Here is a 15,112-nt window from a genome sequence, read left to right as displayed (position 1 = left end):
GCCGTGGGATCAGCGGCGGCTGCCGCGGGCCATCCTGCGGACGGTGAACCCGGCCGCGAGGGCGAGCAGCGTGAACAGCGCGCCGAGCAGCGTCCAGTCCCGGGTCCCGGTGTCGGCCAGGTGACCGTTGTCCCCGTGGCCGCCCGGGGTGTCGGGGGTGTCCGGGGTGTCCGGGGTGTCCGGCGTCTTCGGGAAGGTGTTGGTCACGTCGACCGATCCGGACCCGTCGACCACGACCTTGCCGCTGTCGCCGCCGTCGTCGCCGTCGGACGTCTTGTACGTGACCGTGTCACCGCTCGGCACGTCCGTCTCGGTCACCGTGCACGCGGCGCCCTTCGGAACGCTGATCGTGCGGCTCTCGCCGTCGCTCAGCTCGAACGCGCTGTCCTCGGCGGCCAGGGCCACATCGCCCTGGTCGGTGGTGCAGGCCAGCTCGAAGTCGTACGGTCCCGCGTCACCGTTCACGACGTGCTTGGTGACGACGAGCTCGCCGGCCGGGAAGGTGTTGGTGACGGAGATGGTGGCTGTGTCACCGTCGCCGTCGGCCGTGATCACGGCCGGGTTGTCGGCCGAACCGTGGTCGACGACCGCCTTCTCGGCGCCACCGGTGTCCACTTCCTCCGCCCAGCACTGGGAGTTGACCGGCAGGGGGCTGACGGTGACCGGCTCGTCCGCGGTGACGTCGTACGTCTTGCGCAGGACCCGGTCGGTGGGCCTGCCCGCCGCGTTGGGCAGCGCACAGGAGACCTGGACCTTGAAGACGCGGCCGTCCGCGTACTGCGCGGCGTCCCCGTCGACCGACTTGACCAGCTGCAGGGCACCGAACTCGAAGGAGTTGGTGATCCGCGCCGTCTCCACGGTCTTCTTGCCGTACCCGGGCTCGATGGTGACCTTCACCGGGTCGCTCTCGGGATGGTCACTGGCCCCGCCGCGCGCCGACGTCTCCCACACCGTGCACTCGGCGCCGGCCGGGATGCCCTCGACGGTGACGGGCTTGTCGACGGAGACCCGGTAGTCCTCGTTGACGACGACCTGCGGCGGCCGTCCCTGCGGGCGGATGACGCAGCGGACGTGGAACGGGAACGGCACCTTCTTCAGCGCGGAGTCCAGCGCGTCGGGGTGCGCGCCGAGCCGCTTGACCAGCCGCAGGTCGCCGTAGGCGAGGGCGACACCGACCTGGATCGGCTCGTTGGGCTGCAGCACGCGGGCGGCGCCGCCGCGGTCGGTGGTCTCGTTGTGGGCGTAGGAGTTCCAGGCGATGGTCGGGTCACCGTTCTTGGTGACGTCGAGCGGGGCGTCCATCGACCAGGTGACGTTGACCGTGCCGCCCGGGGCGAGCGGCGTGGGGAAGGTGAGCTTCAGACGCATGCCGCGCGCGTCACCGCTGAAGCCGTCGTCCCAGGTGTCCGAGCCGCACTGGGCCTCACTGGATCCGGCGCCGCCCATGTCGAGGTCGTCGGTGCACAGCGGCTCGTCGTTCTCGTAGGCGATGTCCATCGTGCCGGGCCCGTCCAGGACCGGCGGCGTGGCCAGCGTCGGGCGCTTGTCCCAGGCGGTGCCGCGCTCGGAGTCGAGGATGACGCCCTTGTCGCCCTGGACCGGGAAGCGGTCGACGACGCGCATGGCCGTGCCCGACTCGGTGCCCGCGTTCTGGATGCGCATCAGGTACTTGTAGCGGTCGCCCGGGTTGACCAGGGCGACGCACGGCGCGGTGGTGTACCGCTGCCCCGCCGAGTCCGTGGTCGACAGGCAGGAGTCGTCGCCGACGGGGACGACCTTCTTGCTGTTCTGGTTGTACCAGCCCAGGCTGTCCCTGCCGGAGACCCACTTGCGGGCCTGGAAGCTGGCGCCGGTCTTGGCCCGCAGCGTGGCCGGGTCGGTGCAGTAGAGGCCCGAGCCGAAGCGGCCGTCCGTCTCCGGGGTGCCGCCGTCGCAGGCGAAGTCGGGGTCGGAGGAGGTCGCGCCCATGGTGTTGGTGACGACCTGGCCGGCGCTGATGCCGGGCTCCAGGGTCACGTGGATCTCGATGGTGAAGGTGGCGCCGGGCGCGAGCACCCAGGCCTTGCCGTCGTCGTCCTTCGAGAAGTCCCAGGTCAGTCCGGAGACCCGGTCGCCGCTGTTGACCTGGTTGAACACCGGGGTCGGTACGGCGGGCGTCCCGCTCGGCACGCTCTCATCGATGATCTTGTACGGCTGTCCGTCGTCGCCCTGGAAGGTGTCGAGGAACCGGATGCCCTGCGGCAGTTCGTCCTTGACGACCAGGTTCGGGATGTTGGCGGTGCCGGTGTTGGTGACCTTCAGGTAGAACGGGGCGTCCTCGCCGGGCGCCAGGTCGGTGTTCGGGGTCTTGTCGACGGCCAGCTTCGGGTCGCCCTTGACCAGGTTGAGCGTCGCGTCGACGGGGTCGATGTCCTTCGGGTTGTCCTCGGACTCCAGCTTCGTGAGGAACTGGCCGCTGACCGTGTCCTCCAGGTGGCTGGGCACCGGGTCGCCACTGCTGCGCAGCGACTCGCGCGGGCTGACGTCGAGGACGAGGATTCCGTAGCAACTCGACGTGGTGCACTCGGGCTTGATGACGTAGCCGTCGTTGGCGGTGCTGGTCGAGGTGTAGGTGACGCGGAGGCCGACGACGTCACCGGCGCTCACCCCCGAGGGCAGCGCGGCGCTGGACGACGGCGTGCCGTTGACCCAGGCCCCGTCGACGTAGGCGTCGATCTGGACCCGGTCGGCACCGGCCGGCATCTGGTTGGACTTGATGGAGACCAGGTCGACCGCGTCGAAGAAGTCGTCGTCCTTGTCCGTCATCCGCAGGTACTTCGCCGACATGTTGCCGGTGTTGGCGACGGTCAGCGACATGTCGGCGTGCTGGCGCGGCAGCCCCGGCACGTACTCGGGCAGGGTGCCCGGGGTGATCGTCTTGTTCAGCGACGCCGAGTCGGAGGCCGGCGCGGTGTCCATCGAGGGGCCGCAGACCGGGGCGCCCGGCGTGTAGTCGCCGCCCGCGTCGATCGAGTAGCAGTTCTGCAGCGTCGTACCGTCGGGGACGCCGGGGCGGCGCTCGGCGACGATGGTCACCGTGAAGGTGGACTGCGGCGACATCTCACCGTCGTAGGAGCCGCGCACACCGGTGGCCCGCGCGAGCAGGTCGGCGTCGTTCGCGTCGTACGCGACCCAGGCGCCGTTGCCGCCGTCCGCGTCCGGGTCCCACAGTTCGAGGTTCACCGGGGCGTCCGACGGGCTGACGGTCACGGACGTGATCTGCACGACGTCGAACGGGTTGTTCGTCGTCGACGGCGAGCCGTCCGGGTTGGCCGTCGGGTCGGTGACGACCGGGGACACCAGCGGCTTGTTGCCGTTGTTGGTGACCTTCAGGTTCATCGTGATCGGCTGGTCGGCCGGGATGTCGTTCTGCGAGGAGTCCTTCGTGCCGCTGCCCGAGGTGTTCGGCTCCTCGATCGGCAGCGTCTTGCAGGCGTTGCCGGAGGCGGTGCCGCTGCCGTCGGTGCGGCCCGCGTCGCCCTTGTACCCGGCGCAGTTGTCGACGCCCGGGCTGGTGCCGCCCGGCAGGTCCTCGGCGGTGACGCCGTCGGTCAGCGTGCCGTGCAGGTCGAGCCCCGCGGTGGCGCCCGCCGTGATGGTCGGGTTGCCGTCCGCGTCCATGCCCGTGTAGGTGACCTCGACCTTGGTGACCTGCTGGCAGGCCTCGGGAACCTCGTACGTCGCGTTCTGCGTGTAGGTCTCTTCCTCGGTGGACCCGTCCGCGCAGGTGACGGTCAGCTTCGCCTCGGTCGCCCCCTCGGGGAACCGCAGCCGCACCTTGTCGACGTCGAGCTTGTCGAACTCGCTGGCCGACTCCGCGGACGGCTCCGTGATGGTGATCGACTTCACCGGGAACGGCGAGGCGTTCTTCACGTCGACCTCGGTGCTCACCGGCGAGTTCTCGCCGAGCACCGCGTGCTCCCCGGTGTCCTGGCTGAAGTCGCCGTTCGTGTCCGGGTAGAACCGCTTGGTCGGCTGGAGCACGAGGATGTCGGGAAGGATGTCGTACGGGGCGCAGGCCTGGTCACCCGTGACGTCCCCCTCCGTCGTCTCCTTGGCGGCCGGGACGGCGCAGTTGTTCACCGTGACCTTGTCGGTCGGCTCCAGCTTGGCGCCGCTGGAGCGGTACGTGTCCCGCAGCTTCATCTTGACCTCGACGGTGCCGCCGTCGGAGTCGTAGGGCAGCGGGTCGCCGGCGCTGTTGGTGAACACGACCTCGAACCCGACCACGTCGCCCGGGTCCACCCCGGCGGGCATCGGCAGTGCGCCCGGCGCGCTGATGTCGGCACCGGTGTGCGTCTGGCCGTCCGCGGTGGTGACCACCAGATGCGCCTGGTCGGCGCCCTTGGGGAACGTGGTCACCGTGGCCGACTCGAAGTCGAAGTACTCGAACGTGTCCTCGGTCGTGTCGGACACCGACAGCTCGGTGACCTCGGCCGACGACGAGGAGTTGTTCCGCACGTTCAGCGTGATCGTGGACTCCTCGTCGCTGAGCGCGATGGCGGAGCCGTCCTCCCAGTCCTTCGTCACCACCGGCTTGACCACGCGGGGGATCTCGACGGTGACGTCGGTGGAGGAGTCCTTGGGGTCGGCGTTGTCGGCGTCGACCGTGGCCGTGTTGGTGACGGTCGCGCCGTCCTCCAGCTGGGTGTCGGTCGGCACCCGCATCCCGATCTCCACCGAGCCCGCCTGCCCGGCCCGCAGCCCGGTCTTCCCGGCCGGGTTCTGCAGGGTCTGCTTGTAGACGACGGTCAGCTGGCGCGTGCTCTCGTCGTACGTGACGTCCCGCGTGGTCGTGCTCTGCGGCAGGCTCGTCACCTCGAACCCGGCCGGCAGCGTGTCCGTGACGGTGAAGTCCACACAGTCCACGGTCAGCCCCGAGCACTGTCCGGTGAGTGTGTAGATGAACTCGTCACCCGGCTGCTGAGGTTCGCCACCGGTGTCGTTGGTCTTGGTGATGCCGACCGAACTCATCGGATCGTCGGCCGCGGGGGCCAGCGGTACGGCTGCCGCGTGCGACCCGACGAGAAGACTCAGCGCCGCTGTCACCCCGACCAGCAATCGCCGCAATGTGCGTGGTTTCGCGTGCATGTGACCCCTACAGCCGTTTCCGTGAGCTGTTCGACCGATTCCGGGGCAGACGGTAGGGGTGGGACGCGGCCGATCGGGGCGAGCCGCGCTGTTCAACTGATAATCCGTCAGATTATTGATTCGTACGGAGCAACGGGCGCCCGGGGCCCGCCGGTCCTCCCGTCACTCGATGAAGTTCCCGGAGACGCTGCCCATGCGCGAGTCGCCGACTTCGAGCAGGACGTCCGCGATGGTGAAGTGCTCCTCCAGCGCGGCGCGCAGCGCCTCCAGGGCGCCGCGGATCTCGGCCAACTGCCCGCGCGGCTCGCGCTCCCGGAGGTACAGGACCACGCAGTCGTACGTGGACGGCCCCCACTCGGAGGACGTCGCGAGCGCGCTGTCGTGCCACCGGGGCGACAGCTCCCGCATCAGCGCCATCATGCGGTCCTGCCCGTCGTCGGACTCCGGGTCCCCCGCTTCCATGGCCCGCGCGATGTCCTCCCCCGTCGGCGCGAGCGGCAGTGCGCCGGAACGCATGATGTCCAGCAGCACGCGCAGGGCGTTGAACTTTCCGCTGAGCAGAGGGTGGAGCCGGTTGTAGGCGTCGGGGTTGATGATCTGCAGCGCGGTGCCGTGTCTGCCCATGAGGCCGGAGATCCTCGTGAGGTTCACGATCTGCTTCCGCACGCTGCCGACGATCCAGTTGCCCGCGGTGAGCGCGTAGCGATCGTTCCCGTGCTCGAGGTGCCCGCCCATCCGCTCCACGTACACCTCAAGGCTCCGGACGATCGCGTCCGCCGCCAGCATCGCCTCGTTGAGCCGCACATAGAGAAGAAACAACTCGGCCCCGAGCTCGCGCCGCCGCTTCTCCTCCCGAATCCCCCGCAACCCCGGAAGCCCTTGGGTGACCGCTTCGACCAGGGCCCGTATCAGTTCGACCATGGCAGCGCAGAATAGAGGGTCGGTGCGGGCGCGCACAGCAAAAAGGCCCGGGCAGCCTGGCACGGCCGGGGTCTGCGGCGCGCGGTCGGCTTCCGGGGGTTCCAGCTCTGAAGGGAATGGTTGCATCCCCGGCCTGTCCGGGGGCGGCCCGGAGGTTCGTCCGGGACCTCACCGACGGTCGGGCTCTGTCGATGGCCAACAGGTGACCTGCCGGCGCCGGCCGCGCATCAATGGGATCCGCCGGCGGGTTCGGACCGGGCCGGGCTCTTCCGCCGCAGGCAACGCGATGGGGTCTGGCCGTCGGTACTGACCGGACTGCAAGCGCGCGGACGCGGGTGAGGACCAAGTGGGCTTGCTGACCGCCCAGGGCTTGACCATCACACCGTGTCAGGGTCTGCACTGGATGGCGTGATGTTCACCCTCTTCCTGGACTGCCCCAAGGACACCACCGCATGGGTGATGGGGCTGCAGCAGCCCATCAGCGCTTCCTGACCGAAGAAGACAGGACAACAGTGACCCACTACATCGGCTCCGGCCCGTACTGCTACGCCAACTCCCTGGCCATGGTGCTCGGCGAGGCGGCCCCGCCCCCGGCGGTCATCGAGGTACTGACCGGTTCGCCGTTCGGCTTCGAGTTGATCGGCGGCACTCTGCCGCTGTTCGACCCCTATGGCTGGGACCCGGACCTGGGCCTGGACGCGGCCGTCTCCCTACTCGGCGCCCGGTGCGCGCGTACCACCGGCGGCACGGCCGAGGAGGCTGAGGAGCGGCTGCGCGAAGCCTGCGCCCAAGGCCCCGTCCTGGTCGGCCCCGTCGACATGGGGCTACTGCTCCACCAGCCGGGCACACCCACCGCCGACGGTGGCGACCACTTCGTGGTCGTGCTGGAGGTCGAGGGCGGCATGGTGGTCTTCCACGACCCGCACGGTCATCCCTATGCGACGCTGCCGGTCGCGGACTTCCTCGCCGCGTGGGAGGCGAGGACGGTCGGCTATGCCGACGCCCCCTACGTGATGCGCGCCGGCTTCGTCCAGGAACGGAAGGTCACACCGGAGGAGGCGCTGCGACGGTCGCTGCCCGATGCGGAGCGGTGGCTGGCGGGCGGCGGCGACCAGCCGGTGCCGCCGGGGACGCTCGGAGGCGCCGCCGGTGTGGAGGCCTTGGCCGCCCGGGCCGACGGGGGACTCGACGTGGGCATGCGCGGGTTCCTGGCGCACTTCGCGATCAGAGTCGGCGCGCGCCGACTCGCCGACGCAGCACACTGCCTGGACTTGCTGGGACTCCCCGATGCGGCGGCGATCGCGTCCGGGCAGGCGCGGCTGGTCGGCGGCCTCCAACACCCCCTGGTCACGGGCGACGACCGGGCCCTGGCCGACGGTCTGCGCCGGTTGGCGCCGAGCTACGAGCAGCTGCGGACCGCGCTCGCGTCCCGCGTTGCTTGAAGGGGGCTCGTGCGGGGCGTCACGTGACAAGGGCCGCACGGATTCTTCGAGTGTGACCAAGAAGTGGGCCCGTGCGGCCTTGATCAGGTGCATCTCGGGGATTTGATCGAGGAGTTGGCGACCCCCGTGGACCGCGTCGGGCGCTTCACCGTACCGAGGCGATCGGCGAGATCCGTCCGCTGCTCGCCGCCGAAAGTTGTTGCTCAGCGGCTGGGTTGCCAGAGCGGTGCTTGGTACTGCTCATTCGCTTCGAACTCGTCGAGTTGGCGGAGCGTGGCTTCGGGCCGGCACGGATGTGGCACGCGACGACTGAGCGGATCCGCACAGCAGAAAGCCCCGGGCCGCTGGCCTGGGGCTTCTTCGTGGAGCGGGTGACGAGAATCGAACTCGCGCTCTAAGCTTGGGAAGCTTATGTTCTACCATTAAACTACACCCGCGCAGTACCGCCGTTGGAGCGGCTGGTACTGCCGGACACTGTACCTCATGCCGGACCCCGGGCGCTTGCGCCGTCGGGGTCCGACTGCGTTGTGGGGGTCGGAAGTGACTGCGGGTGAAGGGAGTTGAGGCGTACGGTGGGGGGACCGCAAGAGGGTCTTTCAGGAGTGTCCTGAGGTCGGGGAGTCGCCTGGATCGACGTCCCTTTCATCCCGTAATGTGACCCCTTGTCGTCGGCCGGGAAACCGGCCCATATGGCTCGTGGGGAAGGGACTCCGGACCTTGATGGACTCGATGGAGCGCACCGTCGTCCGATGTGCCGAAGGGCACGTCTTCAGCACCGCTTCGTTCCCGATGCAGCAGGCGGACCGCCTCGGTCCCGGCCGGCTCATCCGGTGCCCGCGCTGTGCTCGGTTGCGGCATGCCGTTCCTGTGGGACCGGGAAAGCGGTAGAAGCTCAGAGCAGGTGAAGCGCGCGGGCCCGCCGATTTAGGCGGGCCCGCGCGCTCTGCGTATCCTCGCTACGTGCTTCTCTCAGACAAGGACATCCGGGCCGAGATCGACGCCGGGCGGGTACGGATCGATCCCTACGACGAATCCATGGTGCAGCCGTCCAGCATCGACGTGCGCCTCGACCGCTACTTCCGGGTGTTCGAGAACCACAAGTACCCGCACATCGACCCGAGTGTGGAGCAGGCCGACCTGACGCGGCTCGTGGAGCCCGAGGGCGACGAGCCGTTCATCCTGCACCCCGGTGAGTTCGTGCTCGCGTCGACGTACGAGGTCATCTCCCTGCCCGAGGACCTCGCCTCGCGCCTTGAGGGCAAGAGCTCGCTGGGCCGCCTCGGGCTCGTCACGCACTCCACCGCCGGGTTCATCGACCCGGGCTTCAGCGGCCACGTGACCCTCGAACTCTCGAACCTCGCCACGCTTCCCATCAAGCTGTGGCCGGGCATGAAGATCGGGCAGCTGTGCATGTTCCGGCTGTCGTCGCCCGCCGAGCACCCGTACGGCAGCGAGCGCTACGGGTCGCGTTACCAGGGACAGCGCGGGCCGACCGCCTCCCGTTCCTTCCTCAATTTCCATCGGACCCAGGTGTGAGCAGCAGCGACATGAGTGACGTCAGCCCCGTGCGCGAGAACCTTACGTACGAGAAGTTCGGGGTCGCGATCCGCGAGCTCGCGCAGACCATCGCCGATGACGGGTACGAGCCCGACATCATCCTGAGCATCGCGCGCGGCGGCGTCTTCGTCGCCGGCGGGCTCGGGTACGCGCTGGACGTGAAGAACCTGAACCTGGTCAACGTCGAGTTCTACACCGGTGTCGGCGAGACGCTGGAGATGCCGGTGATGCTGGCGCCGGTGCCGAACGCCATCGACTTCTCCAACAAGAAGGTCCTCATCACCGACGACGTCGCCGACACCGGCAAGACGTTGAAGCTGGTGTACGACTTCTGCCTGGACACCGTGGCCGAGGTACGGTCCGCCGTCGTCTATGAGAAGTCGCACTCGCTCGTGAAGTGCGAGTATGTGTGGAAGCGTACCGAGGCTTGGATTAACTTCCCGTGGAGTGTCGAACCGCCGGTCGTGAAGCGGGACGGGCAGGTGCTCGACGCCTGAGGCGTACGAAGCGCGGGACGCACGCGAGGGGCCCGGCACCGAGAACGGTGCCGGGCCCCTCGCGTGTTGCGTACGTGACTAGAACGTGCCCAGCTTCACGATCGAGAGCAGGGCCACCAGCTGGATCGCGGATGCCGCGAGCGCCTTAGGCCAGGGCAGGTCGTGGGACTTCGAGACCATCGTGGTCAGCAGCGCGCCCGCCGCGATCCAGGTCGCCCAGCCGAGGAGCTGGACGAACATCTCGTTGCCGCCGAGGAACATGCCGACCAGCAGGCGCGGGGCGTCCGTGAGGCAGACGATCAGCATGGACAGGCCGACCGTGGGCTGCCAGGCGCCGTCGCCGCCGAGCTGGCGGGCGAGGGTGTGCGTGACCACGCCCAGGACGAAGAAGCTGAGGGTGACCGCGACGCCCGTGGTGAGGACGTAGGGGATCGCCGAGGAGAGCGTGGCGTTGATCACGTCCTCGCGGGCGCCGTCGAAGCCGAAGATGGCGAGGAGGCCGTAGAGGAACGTGACGATGAGTGCCGGGGCCCACATCGCGTAGTCGCGCATCTGGAGGTAGGTCGCGGACGGGCGGAAGACGACGCCCGTCAGGAGTTCCTTCCAGTGCAGGCGGGGGCCGACGGGGCCCGCCTGGGCCGAGCCCGCCTGGTAGGTGGAGCCCTGGGTGTACGGGTCGTCGTTCACCGAGAACGCCTGGGTGTGGCCGGGGTTGTTGGCGGCGTACGGGTCGTGGCCACCCTGGCCCTGACCTTGGCCCTGGTGGTCGCCGAAGTACTCCGGCTCGCCGTACCCGCCCCCGCCGTTGTTGCCCTGGGGCCACTGCTGCTGCCCGCCGCCGCCGTAGTACTGCGGGGGGCCTTGCGGCGCTTCGCGGTTGTCCCGGCCGCGTCCGTTCCTGAATCCAGCCACGTAGTCGAACGTACCTGGTTTCCGGGGGTGCGATGCCGGGCCCGGGGGATTGGGCCCGGCATTGGCGCTGAGCTGTGACATCCCCTACGGGGCGGCCTTAGGGGTCACTGGAGGAGCCCGTCCACGTCGACGCCGAGGTTCTCCGACGCTCCCGACGTGACGATGCCGGTGGCCGAGCCGCGCAGCCGCAGTGAGCCGTACCCGCCGTTGGCGTACAGGTCGGCCTTGCCGTCGCCGTCGGTGTCGCGCAGTCGGACCAGGCCGCCGAACCGGTCGTGGGCGTTCAGGGCGCCCGGTACACCGGCCGTGTTGCGGGCGAACCACTGCGAACCGGAGCCCGACAGGCCGCTCGCGCGGCCCTTGAGGATGTGGACGCCGCCCGCGTTGTCCTTGCCGTCGATCGCCTCGTCACGGACGCCGACCGCGAGGTCCTGGTAGCCGTCGCCGTTGACGTCGCCCGCCGAGACCGAGGAGCCGAACTGGTCGTAGTTCTCCGGGGTTCCGGCCATGCCGCTGGAGGACTGGGTGATGCGGGTGTCGTCGGCCGGGCCGGACGACGATCCGTACCAGACGGTCACGCGGCCCTTGTGCTTCGAGTGGACGGAGGTGCCGACGGCGATGTCGCCGTAGCCGTCCTTGTCGAAGTCCGCGATGACGCCGTCGCCGCCGCGCTCGATGAACTCGCCCTCACCGGACTGGGACTCCAGACGCAGCGTCCTCCCGGACGTCAGGGAAGAGCTGCCGCCCTTGATGAACCAGGCGTCCGAGGCGGCCGACGAGGACGTGATCACATTGCCGATGATCACCAGGTCGGTCCTGCCGTCGCCGTTCACCTTTCCGGAGATCAGAGCGGTGGCATCGAAGGCCGAGGTCTTGTCGAGCTTGGTGACCGTTCCGGTCTTGCCCGAGCGGGTGATCGGGCCGCGGTAGACGTACGTGACGCCGCGGTTGACGAGGGCCAGATCCTGTTTGCCGTCGCCGTTGAAGTCGCCGGTCGCCAGGTCCTCGCCCATGCCGTTGTGCGAGCCGGGGGCCTTGTTCGGCAAGGTGGTGCCCGTCGAGAGGCCCGTGGCGGAGCCCCACAGGATGGTGACGGAGCCCTGATCGGCGCCGGCCGAGCCGTTCTCGCCGGTCGCGGACACGGCGAGGTCGCCGTAGCCGTCGCCGTCGAGGTCGGCGGCGGCCCGCACCTCGCCGAACATGTCGTCGGCCTCGTCGGCGCCGGGCACGCCGGGGCTCGCCTGGGTGATGCGGCGCTCGGTGGTGCCCGGACCCGTCGGGGTGCCGTACACGACGCCGACGCCGCCGCCACCCTTGGCGCTCCAGCTGGTAGCGGCGTAGTCCCGGTATCCGTCCCCGTTGAAGTCGTCGCCGTACTTCGCGGGGGCGGCGGACGCCGTGGCCGCGGCCAGCGGGGTGAGCAGAGCGGATGCCGTGACTGCGGCGAGGAGGAGCGAGCGCTTGCGCATGGGGGTCGGGTCCTAGGGGGAGGCAGGGGAAGCCGGGCCGGGCCCGCGCCGTACGTGGCGCGGGCCCGGCCCTCGGGGTGAACTGCTCTGTCAGTCCGAGAAGTTGGAGCCCAGCAGCGGCGTGCCGCTGGTGGAGATGCCGAGCGTGGACGTGTAGATGCCGCCGGACGACGACAGGCTGCCGTCGGTGTTCGAGTGCAGGGCGTAGACGGCGCCGTTGTCGCCGTTCTCGCCGGAGGCGCCGATCACGACGTCGCCGCGGCCGTCGTCGTCGAGGTCGTCGATGTGGACGTCGGTGCCGAAGTAGTCGTTCTTCTCGTTGGAGTTGGGCACGCCGGGGGTGTCCTGGCTGTAGAACTTGGCGCCCGCGCCGGTGATCCCGGAGCCGTCGGCGGCGCCGTACAGGACGGTGGCCGAGCCGGTGTTGGTGATGCCGTCGAGGTCTTCGCCCGGGGTGCCGACGACCAGGTCGAGGTGCCCGTCGCCGTTGATGTCGCCGAGGTCGAGCTCGGCGCCGAAGGCGTCGCCGGTCTCGCCGCCGCCCGGGACGCCCGCGGTGTCCTGGTCGATGGTCTGGACGCCGGAGGCGACCGGGCCGGACGGGCTGCCGTGGGCGATGAGGACCGCGCCGCCCTTCTGGGCACCGGGGACCTCGGAGCTCGCGTCCCAGGACAGGCCGAGGACGACATCGCCGTCACCGTCGCCGTCGATGTCGCCGACGTCCGTGATGATGCCCGCGGGCAGCTTCACGTAGCCGTTGGCGGTGACGCCCGAGCTGGTGCCGGGCAGGTAGAAGTTGGCGTCCCAGCCGACGTCGCTGTCCTTCTCGAAGCCGTTGACGAGGAGGTCGTCGATGCCGTCGCCGTTGATGTCGCCGGAGTGCAGGTTGCGGATGCCGTCGCCGCCGCCGCTCCACACCGGGGCGCCCACGGTGTACGCGCTGCCGGTGCCGCCGCGCAGCACGTCGACGGTGGCCGAGTTGGGCGTGGCGACCGCGAGGTCGTCCTTGCCGTCGCCGTCGAAGTCGCCGGCCTCCAGCATGGAGCCGAAGTGGTCGTGCGCGGAGGCCCGCGGGTCGGTGACCGTCTTGCCGCCGGTCAGGCCGTTCGGGGAGCCGTACAGGATGGCGGCCGTACCGCCGTCGGCGTCCGAGCCGACGTCCTCGCCGGGGGCGCCGACGGCGAGGTCGTCGTAGCCGTCGTTGTTGAAGTCGCCGTAGGCGGAGTCGGCGCCGAAGAAGTCGGAGGACTCGGCGGAGCCGGGCACTCCGGCGGTGTTCTGGCTGATGGTGGTGTGCTTGCCGCCGCCGTAGAGGACGCTGATCTGTCCGGCCTTGGAGTGGCCGCTCACGGACGCCCAGGACGCGGAGACCGCGACGTCCGCGACGCCGTCGCCGTTGAAGTCGGCGTCGGACGCGGCGACGCCGGGCGTGGCCGCCGACGCGGAACCGGCCGTGGCCACGAAGAGGCCACCGGTGAGCGCGGCCGCGGCGGCCGTCGCCGTGACGAGCCGGATGCGGGTCGGGGAAGGGGCGGGTATACGGCGGTGCTTGGCCATGCTCGTGCTCCTGTGAGGTGAGTGAAGTCGAGTGAGCGGGCGCCCGGTGAGCCCGGCGCCCGTGCCGAACGGGCGGGTCAGTCCGTGAAGTTGGCGCCCAGCCGTGGCGTTCCGCTGGCCGAGATGCCGAAGGTGGACGTGTAGAGGCCGGAGGAGGCCGCCAGGGTGCCGTCGGGGTTGATGCGCACGGGGTAGACGGCGCCGTTGGAGCCGTTCTCGCCGGAGGCGCCGACGTAGGCCTCGCCGCGGCCGTCGCCGTTGAGGTCGTCGATGTGGACGTCGGAGCCGAAGTAGTCGTTCTTCTCGTTGTCGTTGGGGACGTAGGCGTTGTTCTGTTCCAGGAACAGGGCGCCCTGCGCGGCGATGCCCGTGCCGTCCGCCTTGCCGTACAGGACCCAGGCGGCGCCGGTGTCGGTGCCGCCGGTGAGGTCCTCGCCGGGGGCGCCGACGATCAGGTCGAGGTGCCCGTCGCCGTTGACGTCGCCGAGGTCGAGTTCGGAGCCGAAGTTGTCGTCCGTCTCGCTGCTGCCGGGGATGCCGGCGACGTTCTGGGTGAAGGTGGAGTGGCCGCTCGTGTCGGGGCCGCTCGGGGTGCCGCGGACGACGTAGACGGCGCCGCTGTTCTGCTTGCCGCCGCTGGCGGACCAGACGTTGCCGATGACGATGTCGTCGTAGCCGTCGCTGTCCGTGTCGCCCAGGTCGGTGATGATGCCCTGCTGGAGGCGGACCGCGCCGGAGGCGCTCGGTCCCGATGAGGTGCCGGGCAGCCAGAAGTTGGCGTTGTAACCGCCGTCCTTGGCATAGCCGTTGACGATCAGGTCGTCCTTGCCGTCGCCGTTGGCGTCGCCCGAGTGCAGGTTCCACACGCCGGCGCCGGTGTCGCTGATCACCGGGACCGTGACGACGGAGTGCTTCGCGGCGCCCGCGGTGCGGCTGACGCCGCCCCTAAGGATGTCGACGGTGTCCTTGTTGTTCGCGCCGACGGCCAGGTCGTCCTTGCCGTCGCCGTCGAAGTCGCCTGCCTCGACCGGGGCGCCGAAGCCGTCGTGGGCGGTGGGGCGCGGGTCGGCGATCGTGGTGCCGCCGGTGAGGCCGTTCGCGGAGCCCCACAGGATGGCGGCCGTACCGCCGTCGGCGTCCGAGCCGACGTCCTCGCCGGGGGCGCCGACGAGCAGGTCGTCGTAGCCGTCGCCGTCGAAGTCGCCGTACGCGGAGTCCGCGCCGAAGTAGTCGCCGGACTCGGCGGAGCCGGGCACGCCCGCGGAGTTCTGGCTGAGGACGACCCGGTGGGTGCTGACGGCCCCGCCGTAGACGACGGCTATCTGGCCCGCGTTCGCGTGGCCGCCGACGTAGGCGTGGGAGGCGGAGGCCGCGAGGTCCGCGTAGCCGTCGCCGTTGAAGTCGGCGTCGGACGCGGCGACGTCGGGCGTGGCGGCCGACGCCGCGCCGGCCGAGACGGCGAGGAGCCCGCCCGTCAGCGCGGCCGCGGTGGCCGTCGCCGTGGCGAGGCGGACGCGGGCGGGGGACGGGGCGGGGGTGCGCTTGTGCTTGGCCTTGCTCGACATCGGAACGGCTCCTGCGGGAAGGGGATGCCTGGCGGGCATCCCGCGACAAAGGACGGAAGTGC

General features: G+C 70.1%; 9 protein-coding genes and 1 tRNA gene. 3 read left to right on the top strand and 7 right to left on the bottom strand.

Annotation, left to right across the window (positions count from 1 at the left end; all coding sequences use genetic code 11):
- Positions 1-9 precede the first annotated feature (9 nt).
- Entirely contained in the window at positions 10-5,088 is a 5,079-nt protein-coding gene (locus B072_RS0107445; protein WP_234018814.1) for a DUF5979 domain-containing protein, read from the bottom strand.
- 204 nt (positions 5,089-5,292) lie between these two features.
- Positions 5,293-6,051, bottom strand: coding sequence for a hypothetical protein (locus tag B072_RS0107440; RefSeq protein WP_018529311.1), 759 nt, complete (start codon positions 6,049-6,051; stop codon positions 5,293-5,295).
- A gap of 512 nt (positions 6,052-6,563) precedes the next feature.
- On the opposite strand from B072_RS0107440, the gene B072_RS0107430 reads away from it, so the two are divergent.
- Complete coding sequence (locus tag B072_RS0107430; RefSeq protein WP_018529310.1) at positions 6,564-7,493, top strand: hypothetical protein; 930 nt, start codon at positions 6,564-6,566, stop codon at positions 7,491-7,493.
- Between the two features lie 363 nt (positions 7,494-7,856).
- Here B072_RS0107430 and B072_RS0107425 read toward each other — a convergent pair.
- Positions 7,857-7,930: transfer RNA gene (locus B072_RS0107425), tRNA-Gly, on the bottom strand.
- 523 nt (positions 7,931-8,453) lie between these two features.
- Here B072_RS0107425 and dcd point away from each other — a divergent pair.
- Together dcd and B072_RS0107415 are read left to right on the top strand one after the other, a co-directional pair.
- Positions 8,454-9,029 (top strand): dCTP deaminase, encoded by a 576-nt coding sequence (gene dcd / locus B072_RS0107420; RefSeq protein WP_018529309.1) that lies wholly within the window; start codon positions 8,454-8,456, stop codon positions 9,027-9,029.
- An 11-nt stretch (positions 9,030-9,040) separates the two neighbouring features.
- A complete protein-coding gene (locus B072_RS0107415; RefSeq protein WP_043243529.1) occupies positions 9,041-9,547 on the top strand; it encodes a phosphoribosyltransferase in 507 nt (168 codons plus the stop codon).
- A gap of 78 nt (positions 9,548-9,625) precedes the next feature.
- Here the strand turns inward: B072_RS0107415 and B072_RS0107410 are convergent, their stop codons facing one another.
- The 4 genes from B072_RS0107410 to B072_RS0107395 form a co-directional block, all read right to left on the bottom strand.
- Complete coding sequence (locus tag B072_RS0107410) at positions 9,626-10,540, bottom strand: Yip1 family protein (RefSeq protein ID WP_078506332.1); 915 nt, start codon at positions 10,538-10,540, stop codon at positions 9,626-9,628.
- A gap of 23 nt (positions 10,541-10,563) precedes the next feature.
- Positions 10,564-11,928, bottom strand: coding sequence for an FG-GAP and VCBS repeat-containing protein (locus B072_RS0107405; RefSeq protein ID WP_018529306.1), 1,365 nt, complete (start codon positions 11,926-11,928; stop codon positions 10,564-10,566).
- A gap of 90 nt (positions 11,929-12,018) precedes the next feature.
- Positions 12,019-13,485: an FG-GAP and VCBS repeat-containing protein gene (locus B072_RS0107400; protein WP_018529305.1), complete on the bottom strand. Its 1,467-nt coding sequence runs from the start codon at positions 13,483-13,485 to the stop codon at positions 12,019-12,021.
- A 77-nt stretch (positions 13,486-13,562) separates the two neighbouring features.
- Positions 13,563-15,050 (bottom strand): FG-GAP repeat protein, encoded by a 1,488-nt coding sequence (locus B072_RS0107395; RefSeq protein WP_018529304.1) that lies wholly within the window; start codon positions 15,048-15,050, stop codon positions 13,563-13,565.
- Positions 15,051-15,112: the final 62 nt, after the last annotated feature.

It is taken from the genome of Streptomyces sp. HmicA12 (assembly GCF_000373565.1).
Lineage (GTDB): Bacteria > Actinomycetota > Actinomycetes > Streptomycetales > Streptomycetaceae > Streptomyces.
The sequence above is the reverse complement of the archived record's forward strand: the minus strand, read 5'-3'. Positions and strand labels throughout refer to the sequence as shown.